General features: G+C 41.7%; 18 protein-coding genes and 1 pseudogene. 17 read left to right on the top strand and 2 right to left on the bottom strand.

The features are described from left to right. Positions 1-18 precede the first annotated feature (18 nt). Positions 19-669, bottom strand: a complete 651-nt coding sequence (locus BLS49_RS00680) for a response regulator (RefSeq protein ID WP_091225859.1) — start codon at positions 667-669, stop codon at positions 19-21. Next, positions 666-1,496, bottom strand: a complete 831-nt coding sequence (locus BLS49_RS00675) for a sensor histidine kinase (RefSeq protein ID WP_091225858.1) — start codon at positions 1,494-1,496, stop codon at positions 666-668. Before BLS49_RS00675 ends, BLS49_RS00680 begins: the two co-directional genes overlap by 4 nt. A 121-nt stretch (positions 1,497-1,617) precedes the next feature. Between BLS49_RS00675 and BLS49_RS00670 the strand changes: the two genes are divergently transcribed. The 17 genes and pseudogenes from BLS49_RS00670 (at position 1,618) to moaA (ending at position 19,975) form a co-directional block, all read left to right on the top strand. Next, positions 1,618-2,970: a PepSY-associated TM helix domain-containing protein gene (locus BLS49_RS00670; RefSeq protein ID WP_091225856.1), complete on the top strand. Its 1,353-nt coding sequence runs from the start codon at positions 1,618-1,620 to the stop codon at positions 2,968-2,970. A 15-nt stretch (positions 2,971-2,985) separates the two neighbouring features. Continuing rightward, positions 2,986-3,471, top strand: a complete 486-nt coding sequence (locus tag BLS49_RS00665; protein WP_091225855.1) for a FixH family protein — start codon at positions 2,986-2,988, stop codon at positions 3,469-3,471. A 175-nt stretch (positions 3,472-3,646) separates the two neighbouring features. Then, positions 3,647-4,075, top strand: coding sequence for a GT-D fold domain-containing glycosyltransferase (locus tag BLS49_RS00660; protein ID WP_091225853.1), 429 nt, complete (start codon positions 3,647-3,649; stop codon positions 4,073-4,075). Continuing rightward, positions 4,048-4,338 carry a GT-D fold domain-containing glycosyltransferase gene (locus BLS49_RS00655; RefSeq protein WP_091225852.1) on the top strand — a complete coding sequence of 97 codons (291 nt, stop codon included), beginning with the start codon at positions 4,048-4,050 and terminating at the stop codon, positions 4,336-4,338. The genes BLS49_RS00660 and BLS49_RS00655 overlap by 28 nt, the downstream gene beginning before the upstream one ends. Positions 4,339-4,665: 327 nt before the next feature. Continuing rightward, positions 4,666-5,931 carry an ABC transporter substrate-binding protein gene (locus BLS49_RS00650; protein WP_091225850.1) on the top strand — a complete coding sequence of 422 codons (1,266 nt, stop codon included), beginning with the start codon at positions 4,666-4,668 and terminating at the stop codon, positions 5,929-5,931. Between the two features lie 19 nt (positions 5,932-5,950). Continuing rightward, positions 5,951-7,267: an ABC transporter substrate-binding protein gene (locus tag BLS49_RS00645; RefSeq protein ID WP_175471256.1), complete on the top strand. Its 1,317-nt coding sequence runs from the start codon at positions 5,951-5,953 to the stop codon at positions 7,265-7,267. Between the two features lie 540 nt (positions 7,268-7,807). Beyond that, the gene (locus tag BLS49_RS00640; protein WP_091225847.1) at positions 7,808-11,482 is read left to right on the top strand and encodes a nitrate reductase subunit alpha; all 3,675 of its coding nucleotides are present in this window, start codon (positions 7,808-7,810) and stop codon (positions 11,480-11,482) included. Next, a pseudogene (gene narH, locus BLS49_RS00635) lies at positions 11,472-13,005 on the top strand (nitrate reductase subunit beta). The gene BLS49_RS00640 and the pseudogene narH overlap by 11 nt, the downstream one beginning before the upstream one ends. After that, positions 12,998-13,573: a nitrate reductase molybdenum cofactor assembly chaperone gene (narJ, locus tag BLS49_RS00630; RefSeq protein ID WP_091225845.1), complete on the top strand. Its 576-nt coding sequence runs from the start codon at positions 12,998-13,000 to the stop codon at positions 13,571-13,573. The pseudogene narH and the gene narJ overlap by 8 nt, the downstream one beginning before the upstream one ends. Further along, on the top strand, positions 13,560-14,252 hold the full coding sequence (gene narI / locus BLS49_RS00625) for a respiratory nitrate reductase subunit gamma (protein WP_091225843.1): 693 nt from the start codon (positions 13,560-13,562) through the stop codon (positions 14,250-14,252). Before narJ ends, narI begins: the two co-directional genes overlap by 14 nt. A 50-nt stretch (positions 14,253-14,302) precedes the next feature. After that, complete coding sequence (locus BLS49_RS00620; RefSeq protein ID WP_091225842.1) at positions 14,303-14,767, top strand: GAF domain-containing protein; 465 nt, start codon at positions 14,303-14,305, stop codon at positions 14,765-14,767. Continuing rightward, the gene (locus BLS49_RS00615; protein WP_091225840.1) at positions 14,764-15,849 is read left to right on the top strand and encodes a sensor histidine kinase; all 1,086 of its coding nucleotides are present in this window, start codon (positions 14,764-14,766) and stop codon (positions 15,847-15,849) included. The genes BLS49_RS00620 and BLS49_RS00615 overlap by 4 nt, the downstream gene beginning before the upstream one ends. Continuing rightward, positions 15,846-16,493 carry a response regulator transcription factor gene (locus BLS49_RS00610; protein ID WP_091225838.1) on the top strand — a complete coding sequence of 216 codons (648 nt, stop codon included), beginning with the start codon at positions 15,846-15,848 and terminating at the stop codon, positions 16,491-16,493. Before BLS49_RS00615 ends, BLS49_RS00610 begins: the two co-directional genes overlap by 4 nt. Positions 16,494-16,671: 178 nt before the next feature. Then, positions 16,672-18,165 (top strand): nitrate/nitrite transporter, encoded by a 1,494-nt coding sequence (locus tag BLS49_RS00605; RefSeq protein WP_091226425.1) that lies wholly within the window; start codon positions 16,672-16,674, stop codon positions 18,163-18,165. Positions 18,166-18,242: 77 nt separating this feature from the next. Beyond that, complete coding sequence (locus tag BLS49_RS00600) at positions 18,243-18,686, top strand: molybdenum cofactor biosynthesis protein MoaE (RefSeq protein ID WP_091225837.1); 444 nt, start codon at positions 18,243-18,245, stop codon at positions 18,684-18,686. Between the two features lies 1 nt (position 18,687). Further along, positions 18,688-18,921, top strand: coding sequence for a molybdopterin converting factor subunit 1 (gene moaD, locus BLS49_RS00595; RefSeq protein WP_091225835.1), 234 nt, complete (start codon positions 18,688-18,690; stop codon positions 18,919-18,921). Between the two features lie 37 nt (positions 18,922-18,958). Further along, positions 18,959-19,975 carry a GTP 3',8-cyclase MoaA gene (gene moaA / locus BLS49_RS00590; RefSeq protein ID WP_091225833.1) on the top strand — a complete coding sequence of 339 codons (1,017 nt, stop codon included), beginning with the start codon at positions 18,959-18,961 and terminating at the stop codon, positions 19,973-19,975. The last annotated feature ends 117 nt before the right edge of the window (positions 19,976-20,092 follow it).

The raw sequence follows: 20,092 nt of genomic DNA, 5'->3' as shown, positions 1-20,092 counted from the left end.
ACAGGATTATGAACGATGTCATTTATTCATCCAACCCTGCTCATAGGCGTATTTTGTTAGCTGTACTCGATTTTCTAAATGAAGCTTTTGCAAAATATTTTTGAGATGATTTTTAGTCGTATGCTCTGAAATATTTAATTGGTTTGAAATGTCGCGATTGGACAGGCCTTCTGCTACGAGACCGAGAATTTCCTTTTCCCGCGCTGTTAAAGGACTTTCACTGACATCAGGTCTTTCATATTGAGAAAACTCCTTCAAAATGCGAAAAGCCAATTCTCGCGACATCGGTGCTTCATCAATCGCTATGGCCTTGAGATATTCATGCCAGGATTCAGGCTTTAGATTTTTGAGCAAATATCCCTGCGCGCCCTTTTTAAGAGCGTCAAATAAGTGAGTAATGTCGTCGGAGACGGTCACCATAACAATTTTTACATAAGGGAAGTTTTCCTTCACAAGCTTTGTTGCCTCCAGTCCACCCATACCTGGCATTTGAATGTCCATAAGGATGAGATCAGGCATCCATAACTCCGTTAGTTCAAGTGCTTCTTCGCCGCTGCTGCCTTCCGCAACAATTTCAAAGGCTGGATCATTGCTGAGTATGGTACGAATACCTTCTCTGGCCATATCACTGTCATCAATAATAAGTACTCTAAACCTTGAGGTATTCACTTCGATGGATTCTCCTTCCTGATCTTAACTACAGTCTGACCATCTTCTCTTAACATGTCGAATTGCCATTTCATTGTCGAACACCGATCTTTCATGATTTTAATGCCATAGTGGTTATTATTGGTTATATCATGTGGGTCAAAACCTTTTCCGTCATCAGCAATAGTGCATGTCCAGCCATTTTCGGTTACATGGGCATGAATTTTCACATGTTTTGCATTTGCGTGCTTGTGTATATTTAATAATGCTTCCCGGATTGAAGCCAGCAATTCTATTTTTTCTTTGGAGGATAAGGCTTCATCCGGTATGTCCCACTGTACCTCAAAACGTAAATTCGTTTCTTCATGTAAATCTTCAATAAGAGACTTTAGACCTTGCATCCAGGGAACGAATTCCGGATCAACTGGATGACGCAAATTAGCAATAGCTTCCCTTACATAAGTGTTGGTACGATGAATACTCTTCTTGAACTCCTCATATGGCAGGTTATCGCTGTTCCCCGTCTTTTCAATACGATCGATTTGTGCATTCAAAAGAAAGAGAGACTGAGCGATTCCATCATGCAGTTCTCTGGCGATTTTTTCCCGTTCCTGCATGGTGGCGTGGAGTGCTCTCGCCTTGTTTAATTCCTCCTGATTGCTCTCCATCATGGAGAACAGCCTTGTTAACAGAAGGATCGTAACCAAAAAAACGATTACAGGGGCAAGAAAATTTCCAAGCTCCATCGAAAGATAGTTCAGTAAAAATTCATGACGCACATATTCCCATATGCCGATAGTTAGTGTAGGAATAATTAAAATTAACCATTTAATTTGTTTATATGACATTTAAGTTATTCACCTCATTAAAAATGACTCTTTCGAGTCATAGGCTTGACCACTGACCCATGCATATAATAACAGTTAGTAATCGGATAGTAAATCACTTGGAATAGGAGTCGTAAACAATATGAAGGCCCAAACATCATGGTATCAAGCCGTATGGAGATGGCATTTTTATGCGGGTATAATATTTGCTCCATTTCTCATTATTTTAGCGTTCAGTGGTTCTATGTATTTATTCAAGCCGCAGATTGAGGGGCATTTGTACAAGGATCTACTGACAGTGAGAGAGGTGGGGACATCATTAGTTTCACCTACAGCTCTGATGGAAAAAGTCACTTCAACTTATCCTGAGCTGAAGATTTCATCTGTTACATTTCCTGATCAACCGAAATCCACGGTCAAAATGTCTGTGGAACATGAAGGGATTGCCTCAACTCTTTACGCTGATCCATACAGTGGTCACATACTAGGGATTCAGGATAATAGCAAAACATTTTCCGCTTATTTCAAAAAAATGCACAGTCAGCTACTCATGAATGGTACGTGGCCTAATCGTCTTGTTGAGCTGTCTGCTTGCTGGGCATTTATTTTGACCGTAACTGGACTTTATTTATGGTGGCCGCGTAAGAAATCTGCGATTTGGGGAACGTTTCTTCCAAGGTTCAAAAATAGAGGCAGCCGTACCTTCTGGCGCGATATGCATGCAGTACCGGCATTTTGGCTGTCCCTGTTCATTTTGATTCTAATTGCAACAGGACTCCCTTGGTCAGGTGTACTGGGTCCACAAATTGACCGTATCGCTAACGCGACTAACACGAATTATCCGCCGTATGGGACTGTTTATATGGAGAAGCCTGATTCTGTAACAGTAGCAAAAGATGTTGCGGATAATATCCCATGGGCAGCTGAAAATATTCCAGTTCCAAGCTCTATTAGCGGAAGCTATATCCAACTGGATATGAATGAGATCGTCGGGATAGCAGATAAGCAAAGCATCCAAAAGCCTTATACGATTTCAATCCCGCAAGACGCGAGAGGGGTATATACGATATCAACCGATCATGTTAGACCTGGCAGCGATGCTACATTACATGTAGATCAATACAGCGGCGCCATTCTTACAGATGTACGATTTGCGGACTATGGCATGATGGCAAAGGCAATTACGTATGGTATCGCACTACATGAAGGCAGATTATTCGGTATATTTAATCAACTTCTCGGTTTAATTACCTGCATCGGCCTTATTCTGATTTCGATCAGCTCGTATTTTATGTGGCGCAAACGTAAAACGAATGGCAGGCTTGGAGCCCCAAACAAACCGAGAGACAAACGTACCACCATCGGTGTGCTTATAATAATGCTCATTTTTGGTATCCTAATGCCACTGGTAGGTTTATCTCTTATCGTAGTTCTCATTCTGGATTTGCTAGTTATCCGAAACGTAAGGCCGCTAAAGCATTGGTTCTCGGCATAGGAGGAATATGTAATCATGTTTACTATAAACAGAGCCATCAGGGTTCCATTCATTGTACTCATTTTAGCTTTCATTTGCGGATGCACTGCACAAGTGCCTGTATCTGATCGAAATGGATTAAAGCCTCATTTGAACGTTGATTTGCAGGTAACCTCTGCGACAGATGCGTACCATACCAACAAATTTTCAATATTTCTTACCCAAGAGGATGTTCCTTATCGTGACGCTGCTCAGGTGCAATTTGAAGTTTGGCCCGAAGGAAATAAGGATGCTGTCATCAAGGTTGATGGCAAACAGAGTTCCTCAGGACTATACACAGCGAGTTACAGCTTTTCTGAAGAAGGAATTTATATCGTAAAAGGTCATGTTTCTACACAAGAATATCAGGTGATGCCATCCAAACGTTTTGCAGTTGGCAACGAAGCTGTTGAGGAGCTCATAGCTCAGGAACAGGCGAGCGAAAGCGAAATGGATCATACTCACGCTGAGCACCATCACTAATCAAACATAGAGCCGCATTATGCGGCTTTTTTGCTTTATGATGTCATATTTCAATAAATTATTTGTATTCGTGAAAACGTCTATTGCCAGCCTTGTATTTGCTTCATAGTATATGTGACCAAGTGAGTCATTGCCATAGGTTAAGATAGCCCCTTTCTAAGGAGGAGGTTTTAATATGTTGGATTCTTCAGTATATGTAAGCAGTGGAGTACTCATGGATCGTATTCATTCGGAGGAATATTTTATGAATCATCCAGAGGCAGCCGTTGCGAACGCAGGTCATAAACGAGGGGTTAAGCATCGAGGAGTGAGATTTCCTAATATTGAAATACGGGATGCGGCGATAGAGGCAGTGAAAAAAGCTGACATCATCGGATACTGTCTATCTGTTCACAACATGGATGCTGGTAAGCTTACTGAAATCGTGTTTGAAAAAAATAATATAAAACCGTTATTTGTATACGACGCATATATTAGGCGGGTTATCATGGTTTCACAAAAAAATAAATTCGAAAAAATGCTATCAGGCAGAAAGATTTTACTAATTAGTACAATGGCTGAAGAAGTAAGCAACAGATGGAGGAAGAGCTTCAAAAGAGATTAGGTTTCACGATCACCGGAACGATTCTAATTGATCAATTTGAGGACATCCCTCGTGTTAAAGAAGAAATAGCCGGCTGTGATTTCGATTTATGTCTGCTAGCGGCAGGAACTAATGCTTTAATACTTGCTCCTTATATCGCGCAAACCTACGGGAAGGTTGCCTTTGATTTAGGGCAGGGAATGGCTAGCATTGTGACAGGTGAAATCGAAATAGATATATGGATGAAAAAAATTATTGGGATGGATAAGTTAATGAATATGTGATTGCACAGGGTGTATATGGAAAGAGGCTGTCCAAAAGTAGGTTTAGTGTCAAAACTAGAAATAGCGGTGCAAGGAAGACGATCCCTGCAGATTCTCTTCAAACTGGTCTATTCTGAACCATATTCCATTTTTACATGCTTTTCCTGATATTTTGCCTTTTCTACTGCTAGAAGTGCCCCAAAAGTTATCTTAGATAACTTTTGGGGCAGCCTCTTCAATACATTTTTTATTAATAAATTATTGAACTTTAAAAATATTAAATATTGATATAGTCGTAATATTGTGTTGATAATAGAATATATTGTAAATTAGTATGGGGGTTTATGTTTGAAAAACTCAATTATTATTTTAATTTTATTTCTGTTCATTTTACTTGTTGGATGTTCTAAAGATGCTATTGAGAAATTCCCTAAGGATAGTAACGTCACTATAAATATAGGATATATAAATGAAGAACAGTTCAAACAAAGATATAAGGAGTTACTTGAATCAGAATATCCAAATGTACGATTTAACGTTGTTTCGACAAAGGTTTTAAATGATCCTGAAATGATGCCACTTCAGTATTTACAAGAAAATGATGTTGATGTTTTATTTATTCCAGCCCATCGCATTCAAGAGTTTATTGACGAAGGATTACTAACAGATATGGGGCCACTCATTGAGAGAGATCAGATCAATCTAAAGAACTATGTGTCCAGCGTCATTGAACTAATTAGACAATATGGTCAAGGGAAACTATATGGAATGCCAACTACTTTTTATGGACAAGCAATTGCATTTAATAGTGATATATTTGATGAATATAAGATTGAATATCCAAGAGATCAAATGAGCTGGTTGGAAATTTTACAGCTTGCTAACAAATTTTCGGTTGCTGAATCAAACCATAAGGAATTGAAGGGTATTACATTGAGATATTCTAATTTGGTTAATCTTATTCTGCACATAGGAAATACGGAAGGACTTCAAGTTTATAATGCAAAACGACAACAAGTAATGATCAATGGATCAGCTTGGTCCTCCATTTGGATGAATACAATTGAAATAGACAAATTGGGTTCACTGGATTTTAATGTAGATCTTAACACTTATATTGACCCCTTTTTGTCAGGGGATCGCGCTATGGCAATTATTTCGTATGATGATTTCAAGAGGCTAGAACAACATAGTCCGTCATTTAAGTGGTCAACAGTTACGATGCCAGTCAGCCCTAGTGAACCAAGTTATACACATTATTTAAATGTTCCCGGTATTTATGCCATTCCAAACTCTACCGACAATAAGGAAGCAGCCTGGGATATAATTAAGTTCCTCAATTCTGATCAAGCAGCACGCTGGGAATATAGAACAGATTATGGATTTTCGACGCTAAGTAATCACTTGGTTACAAACGAGAAGTACGAGGAACTCGTGATGCCATTTTATCAATTATCACCTGTGACAGATAGTTTTGACGAATTACCATTTGAAATATTGGAATTATTGAATCCATATGCGGAAGATATCATTAATGAGAGGATTTCTTTGCAAGAAGGGTTAGATCGTATGCAAGAAGAAGCTGAGAATACGCTAAAAGATGTTCATCCCTAATTGTTGTGGAGGTATTATAATGATACATAGAACTAAAGTGTGTGCGTTGTATCTTCTTAGCATGTGTATCATTCTAGTTGGATGTACAAAGGAAGCAACTCAAGAGCCTATCACACTTACTGTGAATTATCCTTCAGAAAGACTGTTTTATCAGAAATATGGTCGTGATTTTGAGCATAAATATCCAAACATTACGATCAAAGTGATAGACCCAAATTTGATAGAGAACTCCGAGAATATTAATGTTGATATTATTTTTATTGATCAACTTAAGGTGTATAAGCAAATGATCGAAAGGGGTAAGCTGTTAAATCTTGATCCATTTATCCAAAATAGTAAATATCCTTTATCGGAAATTACACCGATCGCTCTACAATCTTTACGATCTGATTTAAATGGCGGAATTTATGGTCTTAGTCCTACATTTATTAGTTATGCACTGTTTTATAATAAAGACTTGTTTATAGAATACGGGGTTCCTTTTCCAACCAATCAAATGACATGGAGCGAAGTGCTTGATCTGGCTGAAAGATTTCCAACGAACAATGCTTCAGGGGAGAGGGTATATGGCTTTAAGTCAAACTATTATATGAATATAGCGTTTTCTATGATCTTAAGGATGGGTCAGACAGAAGGTCTTACTTTTATCAATCCGACCACATTACAGGTGAATCTATCCTCTGCTGAGTGGAGGGAAATATTTAATAAAGTTGTGGAATCTTTTCGTAAAGGTGTCATATATGATCAGGAGGAGAGTGAAACAGGCGAGATAGCGCCTTCACCAATATTAACAAATACAGCTGCGATGGAGATTCAATCGTACTCAATGGCATACAATTTTGATTCAAATAGTGAGTTTATTGGTGGCAACCCTATAAATTGGGATATGGTGACAGTTCCCGTGCCTACTAGAAATAAAAATCAAAGCGATTATTATGAAATTCAAGAAATCTATAGCATATCGAATTCAACTCCCTATAAGGAGGAAGCGTGGAAATTTATTGATTTCGTAACAAACAATGATCAGAACATGGGGGCAAAACATGAAAAGCAATTATTATCTGGGTTACCAGTAAAGACTGATCTCATCAAACCAGTAGGGAATCACGATGTATCACCACTATTTTTGTTAGACCCTGCTCCTTATAGCAATGATCCTTATGATGCAGTGAATTATGAAATTCTTAATGCTTTTAAAGAAGTAGGTCAAAAAGTAGTTGAAGACACCATTCAAAATGCATTATCCATTGATGAAGCCATTCAGCAGATTGAAATAGAAGGACAGCGAGCAGTTGATGAAGGTAAAATGAGGCTTGAGTTGGATCGTAACCAATAGTGGTTACGGTCTTTTTTTCTACTAAAATGATCTATATAAGTTGTACTAAAGAAAGGACGACGTCATTAGCAAAAACAGGTCCAAGATTAGGGAAAGTATGCAAAAATACAGTTTTTTTAGAAGTAAAAATGAAAGAATGAGCAAGAGGTTGCAAATGTGCAGCAATTTTTTTCGTAAGGGTCCAGTTTGAAGAGGATTTTAGAAAAAGCCTGCACATTTGCAGCAATCTAGCATATTTTGAGACTTTACATCATAAAAGCCTGCACATCTGCAGGAATTTCTGGAATTTTGCATTGCGAACCTCATAACTCAAGTGTTGAAGGAAAAGCGATGGAAAGAACATTTTACCCGGATGCCTATATACATACAATCATTAGATCAATATATAGAGATCGAGAAAAAGAGGGAATTCCTCTAGCGAAATAGGAATATCCCCTAATAGTCATAACAATAGCTCCCTTTCATAATGAAAGTATAAGAATTGACAATCATTGATTCCCGTCATAATTTGTCATTCTGCAGAGGGAGTGAGTACGTCCAATGAAACGGAAATTTGGATTGCGGTTTTTTAAGCCGACAGAAAGCTATTCTGGCAACTGGTCTATTCTTGAAGAGAAGGATCGTTCTTGGGAGAACATGTATCGTGGACGTTGGTCGCATGACAAGGTTGTTCGCACAACGCACGGTGTCAATTGTACAGGTTCTTGTAGTTGGAAGGTGTTTGTGAAAAATGGAATTATCACTTGGGAGAATCAACAAATAGATTATCCGTCCTGTGGACCGGACATGCCGGAGTTTGAACCGCGCGGTTGTCCACGGGGGGCATCCTTTTCATGGTATGAATACAGTCCGTTACGTATTAAATATCCTTATATGCGCGGACGTTTATGGCGTATGTGGCAGAAGGCCTTGGAGGAACATCCTGATCCGGTTGCTGCATGGGCAAGTATTGTCGAAGATCCGGAAAAATCGATGGTCTACAAGAAAGCACGCGGCAAAGGCGGACATGTTCGTGTATCCTGGGGAGCTGCCACACAATTAATCTCAGCACAGCTTATTTACACAATTCGTAAATATGGGCCAGATCGGATTGCTGGTTTTACACCTATTCCTGCCATGTCAATGATTAGCTATGCATCAGGTGCACGGTTCATTTCGCTATTAGGTGGAGAAATGCTCAGCTTCTATGACTGGTATGCCGATCTCCCGCCAGCTTCCCCGCAAATATGGGGCGAGCAGACGGATGTACCGGAATCAAGCGACTGGTATAATGCAGGCTATCTTATTATGTGGGGATCTAACGTTCCTTTGACGCGAACACCGGATGCACATTTTATGACAGAGGTTCGATATAAAGGAACCAAAGTCGTATCCGTTGCACCGGACTATGCGGAAAATGTGAAATTTGCCGACAACTGGCTCGGGCCAAACCCAGGGACAGATGCGGCAATTGCACAAGCGATGACTCACGTTATTTTAAGCGAGTTCTACAATGATCGGCAGGAGCCGATGTTCCTGAATTACGCTAAGCAGTATACGGATATGCCGTTTCTGATCCTGCTTGATGAGTATGAGAACAGCTATAAAGCAGGACGGTTTCTACGTGCCAGTGATCTTGGCGAGGCTACGCAGCATGCAGAGTGGAAACCAGTCATTCTAGATGAGGAAACGAATGAAATCCTTATTCCTAACGGAACGATGGGTCAGCGTTGGGAGCAGGATAAGAAGTGGAATTTGATACTGGAACGTGAAGACGGCTCGAAGATCCATCCTGCATTATCTGTGGAAGGACATGATGAACAGTGGCAAGAGATCGTGTTCCCGTTTTTTGATAATAATGCAAATGGCGTTTTTAAACGTCCAATACCCGTACGCAAAATTAAACTTGCCGATAGTTCAGAACGTCTAGTATCCACCGTGTATGATCTGATGATGAGTCAATATGGTGTTCGTCGCCTTGGCAATGGTCTTGAGGCTAAGGGGTATGATGATGCTTCATCACACTATACCCCGGCATGGCAAGAAGCCATTACGGGTGTTAAAGCCTCGATCGTTACTCAAATTGCTCGTGAATTTGCTCAGAACTCTCTGGATACAGGTGGACGCTCGATGATTATTATGGGAGCGGGTATCAATCACTGGTTCAACAGCGATACGATTTACCGTTCCATTCTGAATCTGGTCATTTTGACTGCTTCGCAAGGGGTGAATGGAGGCGGATGGGCGCATTATGTAGGACAGGAGAAATGCCGTCCAATTGAAGGCTGGTCCACAGTGGCGTTCGCCAAGGATTGGCAAGGTGCTCCACGTCAGCAAAATGCAACTTCGTTCTTTTATTTTGCAACAGATCAGTGGAAGTATGAAGAGACAGGTATAGATTCATTAAAATCACCAACCGGAGATGATGTGCGTTACCAGCATCCAGCGGATTACAACGTACTTGCCGCTCGACTAGGCTGGCTGCCGTCTTATCCTCAGTTTAACAAGAGCAGCTTAGCGTTTGCTGAAGAGGCTTCACAACAAGGCGCTGCGACTAACGAAGAAATTATTCAACATACATTGAACCAGATTATTTCTGGAGAAACCAAATATGCAATAGAGGACCCGGATGCACCTGAAAACTTCCCTCGCTCCTTATTCGTGTGGAGATCGAATTTGATTTCCAGCTCGGCTAAGGGTCAGGAATATTTTATGAAGCATTTGCTCGGTGCAACGGATGGACCGCTCGCTACGCCAAATGAGGAGGATAAACCGGAAGAAATCACTTGGCGTGAAGAGGTAGAAGGAAAGCTGGATCTGCTCGTTGCCCTTGATTTTCGTATGACTGCAACCCCGATGTATGCAGACATCGTGCTTCCTGCAGCCACTTGGTACGAGAAAACCGACTTATCCTCTACAGACATGCATCCGTTCGTGCATCCATTTAATCCGGCGGTTGATCCTCTATGGGAATCTAAATCGGACTGGGATATTTACCGCACCATTGCGAAGGATTTCTCGGAAATGGCAAAAGTACATCTGCCAGGAGTGTATAAGGATGTTGTATCTTCACCGCTTACTCATGACTCAGTTAATGAAATTGCACAGCCGTTCGGTATCATCAAGGATTGGCGCAAAGGTGAAGTAGATCCGGTTCCGGGCAAGACTATGCCGAATCTCAGCATCGTAGAGCGTGATTACAGCAAGGTTTATGATAAATATGTTACTCTCGGTCCTAATCTTGCCACAGGTAAAGTAGGCGCTCACGGTGTCAGCTTCTCTGTAGCTGAGGAATACGAGGAAATGAAACGAATTAATGGCACTTATCATGATGAAACCATTAAAAACGGACTTCCGAAGCTCCATACAGCACGCCATGCTGCGGAAGCGATTCTGAACTTATCGTCAGCAACAAACGGAAGAGTATCTCAGCGTGCCTGGGAATCGGAAGAGCACCACACAGGTGTTGAGCTTAAGGATATATCAGCAGATCGGGCTGCGGAAAAAATTACATTCCAGAGCATTACGGTTCAGCCACGTGAGGTTATTCCAACACCGGTATTCAGCGGATCGAACAAAATGGGCAGACGTTATTCGCCATTCACTACAAACATTGAGCGTCTTGTACCATTCCGCACTCTGACGGGTAGACAGCATTTCTATATCGATCATGAGCTGTTCCTGCAATTTGGCGAATCATTGCCTGTATATAAACCTACTTTGCCGCCAATGGTGTTCGGAACGAGGGATAAACAGATTGCTGGAGGCAAGGATACGCTTGTGCTTCGATATTTAACGCCGCATGGAAAATGGAATATTCACAGTATGTATCAGGATAATTTGCACATGCTGACCCTGTTCCGCGGAGGACCGACCGTTTGGATTAACAATGAGGATGCCGCTGCGCATCAAATTCAAGACAATGACTGGCTAGAAGTGTATAACCGCAACGGTGTCGTAACAGCTCGGGCCGTTGTCAGTCATCGGATGCCGAAAGGCACGATGTTCATGTATCATGCGCAGGATAAACATATTAACGTGCCGGGTTCAGAGATTACGAAGGATCGCGGAGGAAGTCATAATGCACCAACGAGAATACACGTCAAGCCGACTCAAATGGTAGGCGGCTACGCTCAGCTCAGCTATGGCTTCAACTATTACGGACCGATTGGAAATCAGCGCGACGTTTATGTAGCTGTCCGTAAAATGAAGGAGGTCGACTGGCTTGAAGATTAAAGCGCAAATCGCGATGGTAATGAATCTGGACAAATGTATCGGCTGCCATACCTGTAGCGTGACTTGTAAAAGTACATGGACCAATCGCCCAGGTGCAGAATACATGTGGTTCAACAACGTAGAGACCAAGCCGGGTATCGGCTATCCGAAGCGTTGGGAGGATCAGGACCACTATAAAGGTGGATGGACCCTAAAGAACGGTAAGCTAGAACTGAAATCAGGGGATAAGCTATCCAAAATTGCACTCGGTAAAATTTTTCATAACCCGGATATGCCGGAAATGAAAGATTACTATGAGCCTTGGAATTATAATTATGAGCATTTGACTACTTCTGGTGAGAAGAAACATCAGCCTGTCGCTCGTCCAAAGTCGGTGATAACAGGCGACAATATGGATCTGAATTGGGGACCAAACTGGGAGGACGACTTGGCTGGTGCACACGTTACAGGGCCAAAAGATCCTAACATCGAAAAAATTGAAGAAGAGATCAAATTTAATTTTGAGCAGGCTTTTATGATGTATTTGCCTCGCCTTTGCGAGCATTGCTTGAATCCGAGCTGTGTAGCCTCTTGTCCATCGGGTGCGATGTACAAACGCGACGAGGACGGTATTGTTCTTGTAGACCAGGAGGCTTGTCGCGGCTGGAGATATTGTATGACAGGCTGTCCTTATAAAAAGGTGTATTTCAACTGGCAAACAAACAAGGCGGAGAAATGTACGTTTTGCTTCCCAAGAATCGAAGCGGGTCTTCCAACCGTATGCTCCGAAACCTGTACAGGACGCATCCGCTACCTTGGCGTGCTCTTGTATGATGCTGACCGCGTGAAGGAAGCGGCTTCTATGCCGGATGAGAAGGATTTGTATCAAGCCCAATGTGATTTGTTCCTGAATCCTAATGATCCAGAAATAATTGAACAAGCCCGCAAGGATGGGATCACGGACGAGTGGATCGAAGCCGCTCAAAATTCACCAGTGTATAAACTGGCTATCGAATACAAGCTGGCTTTCCCGTTACATCCAGAATATCGGACGCTTCCTATGGTATGGTACGTACCGCCGCTTAGCCCGATCATGAATTATTTTGAAGGGAAGGATTCGATTCAAAACCCGGATATGATCTTCCCTGCGATTGAGGAAATGCGCCTGCCGATCCAGTATTTAGCGAATATGCTGACTGCTGGTGATCCAGAGCCAATTAAAGAATCCTTGCAGCGTCTTGCCATGATGCGCTCGTATATGAGAACTACGCAAACAGGACATTCCTTTGACGAGCAACGATTGGAACGTCTTGGCTTGACAACGCACCAGACAGAGCAGATTTATCGTTTGCTCGCTATTGCTAAATATGAGGATCGTTTTGTCATCCCAACGTCACATAAGGAATCTTATTTGGACACTTATCATGCACAGGGTACAGAAGGCTTCGGTATGGATTGCGGAGGCTGTGGAATCTCTGGTGGATCAGGTGCAAAGAGTGCAAAAGACGAGGATACCTTCTATGGGGGGGATTTGGCGTGATTAACTTAGAGAAGCTCTATGAAAATAAGCATTTATTCGGTTTCTTTGCTCAGCAGCTAACCTATCCGGAGAAAATTGATTTTCATCCCGCTGTTCTGGAAGAATTACTAGAGCCTGCCGATCCTGCTTATGCTCATGTCGCTAAGTTCTGGGAGCTTATGCACGATTACAGTATGGAACAATTAGAAGAGATGTATGTACAGACCTTTGACTTTCAAAAGGATTCAACCTTGTATATGACCTACTTCAAATTCGAGGACTCCAAGGAACGCGGTCAAATGCTTGCCAAGCTGAAAATATTGTACCAAATGTTTGGACTGGATATGCCGGATCATGAGCTTTCTGATTTTTTACCGTTGATGTGCGAGTTTATTTATGCAGCGGAGTGGAGAGGAAATGAACAGGCAGAGAAGGATTTTAGCGTATTGGTGGGCGTCATTGAGGATGGTACTTATCATTTGTTGAAAACGTTAGAGAAGAATAAAAGCCCCTATTATCATTTAATAAAAGCATTAAGAGAAACGTTGAAGGCTTGTATTAGGCAGGAGGCGATGAATCATGAACTTGCTTGATCAATTCCTGTGGGTGATTTTCCCTTATTTGTGTATCGTCATCTTTATTGTGGGGCACATCTACCGTTATCGTCATGATCAGTTCAACTGGACAGCCAAGTCTAGTGAATTTATTGAGAAAAAGCATCTTAAGCTTGGAAGTCTAATGTTTCATCTAGGGATTATTCCTGTTATAGGCGGACATATTGCAGGTCTAGGCATTCCGAAGGAATGGATGGAAGCGATAGGTGTAAATGATCATTTGTATCATATAGGCGCTGTGTATGTGGGGAGTTTTTTCGGTTTCCTCACATTAGGCGGGATGCTTCTGCTAACAGCTCGTCGTCTGACGATTAAAAATGTTCGCAGGCTTAGCTCAGCTTCAGATATTATTGTAAACCTGCTGCTGCTCGGAATCGTGTGCCTTGGCATGTATAGTACAATCGTGACAAATGCAGTCCAGCCGGAATTTGATTATCGCTCGACCATTTCGATTTGGTTCCGCAACCTTTTTATTCTTGCACCGGATGCAAGTTATATGGTCGATGTACCGTTCTCGTTTAAGCTGCATATTTTGTCAGGCTTCTTCATTTTTGCTCTTTGGCCGTTCACTAGATTGGTTCACGTATGGAGCGTTCCGTTGAATTATGTGGGCAGAAGTTATATCCTATATAGAAAGAATCGTAAACATGGAATGTAGGGAGAAGGCTTAATGCCTTCTTTCTTTTCCATAAGTAGGGGAGAAAACCTATGAAGGGTGAAGTAAATTTTGAAATTCAGCAGGCGATTGATTCACTTCGTGAAGTGTTTGATTTTGACTTTGTCTCTATAGCTCTGGTACAGTCTGCTGCCGATCAATTCGTGCTGACATGGCAATATGTATCAGGCAATTTAAATAATAGATATAAACGAATCGTATTGCACTCCGGGAAAGGTGTGGCGGGTAGAGTGTTCAAAACAGGCAAGCCGATGCTCATTCCAAGTGTAAAGACTGAGCTTGAGCCTAACGATTTGTTTAACTACCCGATTATTGTATCCGAGCAGCTTCAGAGCGTGTGCGCTGTACCTCTTTGGAAGGATGCTCGTGTTGTAGGTGTATTAATGGTTGGCTTTCGTGGAGAGGGACGGTTAACTGAAGTCTTGATTCATGATTTTCAGCAATCCATTGATCCATCCTTTGGGCCATATTTCACCAGGGAGCTGGTTGAGGAATGAGTCAGCTAAAGAATACTCTGAAATCCGATTTACTGAAAAAAATGTATGAACACAGCATGGAGGCTATTTTTTTTGTAAACGCAGATGGTGAAATTGTGGATATGAACCCGGCCGCAGAAGATATCCTTGATCTGAATGTGATTGAATTGATGCATAAAGGCGATTCGATTACGATCTGTCATTCCTGCGAGGGTTATACGAGTGAAGTAGCGATGATGTCTTGTGTAAACTGTTTTTTGAAAAGCACAAAGGATGATTTTTCTTCCTTTCAGGTCTATTTAAACACACGTGGGCAGGGGTTAGTTCCCTATGCAGCAAGCTTTCATACGATAGATGAGGACGAAGGGATTCGCGTCTTCATGCTGCTCAATTTAACGAAACAATATCGAACCCAAGAAGTGCTGTATCAGACGAATATGACGAAATATGTAATCAAAGCACAAGAGGACGAACGTAAAAGAATTTCGCGTGAACTACATGATAGTGTAGCTCAAGAATTGTTGAGCTCTCTCGTTGATCTGCGTGTCTTAAAATATATGGATACAGATGAAGTGGTCTTAAATAAGCTGCAGCATACCGAGGCTTCGTTAACACGGTTATTGGATGATATCCGGCGTCTTGCTGTTGAGCTGCGCCCAGCGGCTTTGGATGACTTTGGATTAGAAGCAGCCTTTCGCTCTCATTTTAAATGGATTGAGAAAAATTATGGTTTGATTATAGATTTTAAAGCAGAGCTGTCTGCTGCCAGGTACAACAATGAGATCGAAACGGTAGTCTACCGCATATGTCAGGAAGCAATACTTAATGGGCTGAAATATGCAAATACTGATGAAATCCAAGTTAGACTTTTTGAGGAGGAGGGTGAGCTTCAACTGATCGTCCATGACGAAGGGGATGGATTTCAGCTGAATTCAAGAGAGCCGAAAGGAACCGGACTCGGATTATTCGGAATGCGGGAGAGGGCAGAACTTGTACATGGTGAGTTAAGTATTGTTTCGGAGGTAGGAAAGGGGACGACGATCCACCTTCGTATTCCTTTATCGCCATTGTCGCTATTGCCTGAGAAGGGGGATGCTCAATGAAAATTGTGATCGCTGACGACCATGCCGTCGTTCGCAGCGGGTTCTCCATGATATTGAATTATCAGCCCGATATGGAGGTTGTTGGTACTGCGGCTGATGGGATTGAAGCTTACCAGATGGTCGCCAAGCATAACCCTGACGTGATATTGATGGATCTAAGCATGCCTCCGGGTGAAAGTGGATTAATTTCTACTGGCAAAATAAGCAGCGATTTTCCCGATACAAAAATATTAATTTTAACGATGTATGATGATGAGGAGTACATGTTCCATGTGCTCAGAAACGGAGCAGCAGGGTATATATTAAAGAACGCCCCTGATGAGGAATTGCTAACTGCGATTCGAACGGTGCATAAGGGTGGAACCTATATTCATTCCAAGATGGCAACATCTTTAGTCAGGGAATTTATTAAAAAGGATCTGGATTCGGTTGATTCAGATCCCTTCCATTTATTATCGAAACGTGAGATTGAGATTTTGCCCTTAGTTGCTAAAGGTTACGGTAACAAGGAAATCGCAGAGAAGCTGTTCATCTCAGTGAAGACTGTCGAGGTTCACAAGGCGAAAATCATGGAAAAATTGAACTTGAAAAGTCGGCCAGAGCTAGTGGAATATGCACTTAAGAAGAAACTTCTCGATTTTTAATTTCGTATAGAAAATATCAAAAATGTGAACTATATCACTTATGGGGAATTACCTTTTGCAGCCGAGGGATTTCCCTATTATTTTTTATTGGGTCTCGATTTACAATTATAAGCGGGAATCAATAAAAAGTCATTCGAGTGTAAAGCAGCTTTAATTTACTAAAAGAATGGGTGATATGATGGCCAAGAAGTTTCAATTACCACTACAGACATTTAACTTAATACTTGGATTTATGGTATGGGTAATCCTTTCTTCACTCCTTTCATATATCAAGCAGGATATTCCTATTCCGGCAGATCGATTAGCTCTTGTAACAGCAATTCCAGTTGTGTTAGGTTCAATCCTTAGAATTCCGTTTGGCTACTATGCTAACGTTATTGGATCACGACTGGTGTTTATGATCAGCTTTATTCTACTTCTGTTTCCCGTTTATTACATTAGTGAGGCTAATTCGTTAAGCGACCTAATTATAGGAGGGATATTCCTTGGGATAGGTGGTGCCGTATTCTCGGTTGGGGTAACATCGATACCTAAATATTTTCCTAAGGAAAAGCATGGACTAGTCAATGGTATTTATGGTCTGGGGAATGCGGGGACTGCAATTTCAACATTTGCGGCTCCTGTTCTAGCGGATCGATATGGATGGTCTACAACTATTAAGTTGTACCTTATATTGTTGCTTGTATTCGTAGTCATTAACTTTTTTCTAGGTGATCGTAAAGAAAAGAGAATGAAAACCCCGTTGATGAAGGAAATCAAAGCGGTATACAAAAACGAGAAGCTGTGGCTATTCTCCATGTTTTACTTCATTACATTTGGTTTATTTGTTGCGTTAACGGTGTTTTTGCCTAATTTCCTAGTTACTAACTTTGAGTTAACGAGGGTAGATGCAGGTATTCGGACAGCTGGATTTATCGTGTTATGTACATTGATGAGACCTGTGGGTGGGTGGTTAGGCGATAAATTCAAACCGAATTATTTGCTTATGATCGTTTTCGCCGGTTTAACGCTTTCTTCGATTCTTCTGGCGTTTTCACCATCAATCAGACTATACACCGTAGGCTGTCTGTCTATCGCATTATGTGCAGGGATCGGAAACGGGGTCATTTTCAAGCTCGTTCCACAATATTTTAGTAAACAGGCGGGAACGGTAAACGGCATTGTGTCCATGATGGGGGGGCTCGGCGGTTTCTTTCCACCGTTGATTTTATCTGCTATTCATTCCATAACTGGTCAATATTCAATCGGATTTATGGCGTTGTCACAAGTTGCTCTGGCAAGTCTTATCCTTGTGCTATGGATGCACTACACGGATAAACTGAAAGTGTCTGACGAAGTGTTTCGCTCAACAGGCCAAGGTATTTTGGTGACAGATGCTGCTGGAGTTATCAAATCTATAAATCCTGCCTTTACGGTACTTACCGGATTAACGGAAAAAGAAGCTCTCAATCAAAAACCGAGTATTCTGAAGTCAGGTAAGCAGTCACGTGCTTTTTATGATGAAATGTGGAATAATATTAGAACATCAGGCCAGTGGCAAGGGGAAATCTGGAACCGTCGAAAAAATGGAGAAGAGTATTTACAGCTACTCACGATTAACACGGTTCGAGATGAATCAGGGGACGTCGTACGTTATGTAGGATCGTTTAGTGATATTACACCCCATAATTAATCGATTTGTAACCAGAGTTTCTAAGGGTGACCGGGTCAATATGACTGGAAGCCCTTATGTTGTAGGGGGCGGCTTGTATGAAACAATTTGAAATCGTTGAGGGACCTCTTCATGTTCAACAATACATTGACTATGTTCTTCACCCGGGTGCAGGAGCAATTACTACATTTACAGGACATGTTCGTGAATGGACGAATGGAGTTCGGACATTATTTTTATCTTATGAGGCTTACGTTCCGATGGCTGAGAAGAAACTGGCACAAATCGGTTCAGAAATTGATGAGAAATGGCCGGGCTCGAAGGTTTCGATCGCTCATCGAATCGGAGAATTACAGATTTCGGACATTGCTGTCGTGATCGCTGTGTCGTCTCCACATCGAAAATCAGCCTATGAGGCTAATGAATATGCGATAGAACGAATTAAAGAAATGGTTCCAATCTGGAAGAAGGAAATTTGGGAAGACGGAGAGGAATGGATGGGTGATCAAAGACGTAAGCCGTTTGAAGGAGGAAATTTGTAAAATGATCCATTTGCGTTATTTTGCAAGTTTAAGAGATGCGACAGGGAAATCAGAGGAAACGCTTGATCGAAACAGCTGGACGGTGAAGGAGCTCATAGAATGGGCCGAAGAGAATTATGCCGGATTTAATAATAAAACGATTTTGGTCGCGGTGAACGAAGAATATGCCAGATCAGAGGATATTATACAGGATGGTGACGTTGTTGCCTTTATCCCTCCAGTAAGTGGTGGCTAATTGTAGGTTCAATCTCGTGGAGAGAGGAGGGGATAACATGACAACATCACCGATACGAGATCAGTTGCAGCGGCCGATTAGAGATTTGCGTATTTCGGTTACTGATCGGTGTAATTTTCGATGTACTTACTGTATGCCTAAGGAATTGTTTGGCGATGATTATCCATTTATGCCGAAGCATGAGCTGCTCACCTTTGAAGAAATGAGTCGTGTTGCCCGGCTATTTGCTTCTCTCGGCGTAAAGAAGATTCGATTAACAGGTGGAGAACCATTGCTTCGCAGAGATTTACCAGAGCTAGTGGAGAAGCTGCTCCAAATCGATGGTATTGAAGATATGGGATTAACTACAAATGGATTGCTTCTTAAGCAATATGCACAGTCATTATATGATAAAGGATTGCGCCGGGTAAACGTTAGTCTGGATGCGCTGGATCCGGAATTATTTGGACATATGAATGGTCGGGGGATTCATCCAGAGGTCATTCTGGATAACATAGATTTTGCTCACAAGATCGGCTTTAAAATAAAAGTAAATATGGTCGTGCAAAAAGGAATGAATGATCATGAAATTTTGCCTATGGCCAAGTATTTTAAGGATAAGGGGATCACACTTTGTTTTATAGAATTTATGGATGTAGGTAATGATAACGAATGGAGTTTCCAGCGAGTGGTGACCAAAAAAGAAACTTACGAACGTTTATCAGCCATATACGATTTGGAGCCGCTTGAGGAGCATTACTTTGGCGAGGTGGCGAAGCGATATAGATATAAGGGCACAAATGCTGAAGTTGGCTTTATTACTTCGGTATCTGAATCGTTCTGCTCGACATGTACCAGGGCAAGGCTATCCTCGGATGGCAAATTTTATACCTGTCTGTTTGCTGCACAGGGCTTCGACCTTCGTGACATGATCCGCAGCGGCGCTACCGACGAGGAACTGCTTCAAGCGATTGCTTCGGTATGGGAGAAGCGAAGTGATCGATATTCGGACGAGCGTACAGAGCAAACAGCGAGAAATCGAAAAAAGAAGAACATGTCATATATGGGTGGATAGTTGCCCGAAGTTATTTGATCAGAGCCTGCAGTGTGCAGGCTTTTTTTTATGGAAAAATGTTTTGGTTAGTTTGCTCTTTTCACTTGATTGAGTGTATATTACATCCTGTTTTGGGCG

The sequence above is a fragment of the Fontibacillus panacisegetis genome (genome assembly GCF_900102215.1).
In the GTDB taxonomy this organism is placed as follows: domain Bacteria; phylum Bacillota; class Bacilli; order Paenibacillales; family Paenibacillaceae; genus Fontibacillus; species Fontibacillus panacisegetis.
The sequence above is the reverse complement of the archived record's forward strand: the minus strand, read 5'-3'. Positions and strand labels throughout refer to the sequence as shown.

Excerpts from the sequence above, each read along its gene's own strand:
- moaA (WP_091225833.1), top strand. The coding sequence starts at position 18,959 with ATGACAACATCACCGATACGAGATCAGTTGCAGCGGCCGATTAGAGAT.
- BLS49_RS00620 (WP_091225842.1), top strand. The coding sequence starts at position 14,303 with ATGAAGGGTGAAGTAAATTTTGAAATTCAGCAGGCGATTGATTCACTT.
- BLS49_RS00655 (WP_091225852.1), top strand. The coding sequence starts at position 4,048 with ATGGAGGAAGAGCTTCAAAAGAGATTAGGTTTCACGATCACCGGAACG.
- BLS49_RS00645 (WP_175471256.1), top strand. The coding sequence starts at position 5,951 with ATGATACATAGAACTAAAGTGTGTGCGTTGTATCTTCTTAGCATGTGT.
- BLS49_RS00605 (WP_091226425.1), top strand. The coding sequence starts at position 16,672 with ATGGCCAAGAAGTTTCAATTACCACTACAGACATTTAACTTAATACTT.
- BLS49_RS00660 (WP_091225853.1), top strand. The coding sequence starts at position 3,647 with ATGTTGGATTCTTCAGTATATGTAAGCAGTGGAGTACTCATGGATCGT.
- BLS49_RS00615 (WP_091225840.1), top strand. The coding sequence starts at position 14,764 with ATGAGTCAGCTAAAGAATACTCTGAAATCCGATTTACTGAAAAAAATG.
- BLS49_RS00600 (WP_091225837.1), top strand. The coding sequence starts at position 18,243 with ATGAAACAATTTGAAATCGTTGAGGGACCTCTTCATGTTCAACAATAC.
- BLS49_RS00665 (WP_091225855.1), top strand. The coding sequence starts at position 2,986 with ATGTTTACTATAAACAGAGCCATCAGGGTTCCATTCATTGTACTCATT.
- BLS49_RS00640 (WP_091225847.1), top strand. The coding sequence starts at position 7,808 with ATGAAACGGAAATTTGGATTGCGGTTTTTTAAGCCGACAGAAAGCTAT.
- narI (WP_091225843.1), top strand. The coding sequence starts at position 13,560 with ATGAACTTGCTTGATCAATTCCTGTGGGTGATTTTCCCTTATTTGTGT.
- BLS49_RS00675 (WP_091225858.1), bottom strand. The coding sequence starts at position 1,496 with ATGTCATATAAACAAATTAAATGGTTAATTTTAATTATTCCTACACTA.
- BLS49_RS00670 (WP_091225856.1), top strand. The coding sequence starts at position 1,618 with ATGAAGGCCCAAACATCATGGTATCAAGCCGTATGGAGATGGCATTTT.
- BLS49_RS00610 (WP_091225838.1), top strand. The coding sequence starts at position 15,846 with ATGAAAATTGTGATCGCTGACGACCATGCCGTCGTTCGCAGCGGGTTC.
- moaD (WP_091225835.1), top strand. The coding sequence starts at position 18,688 with ATGATCCATTTGCGTTATTTTGCAAGTTTAAGAGATGCGACAGGGAAA.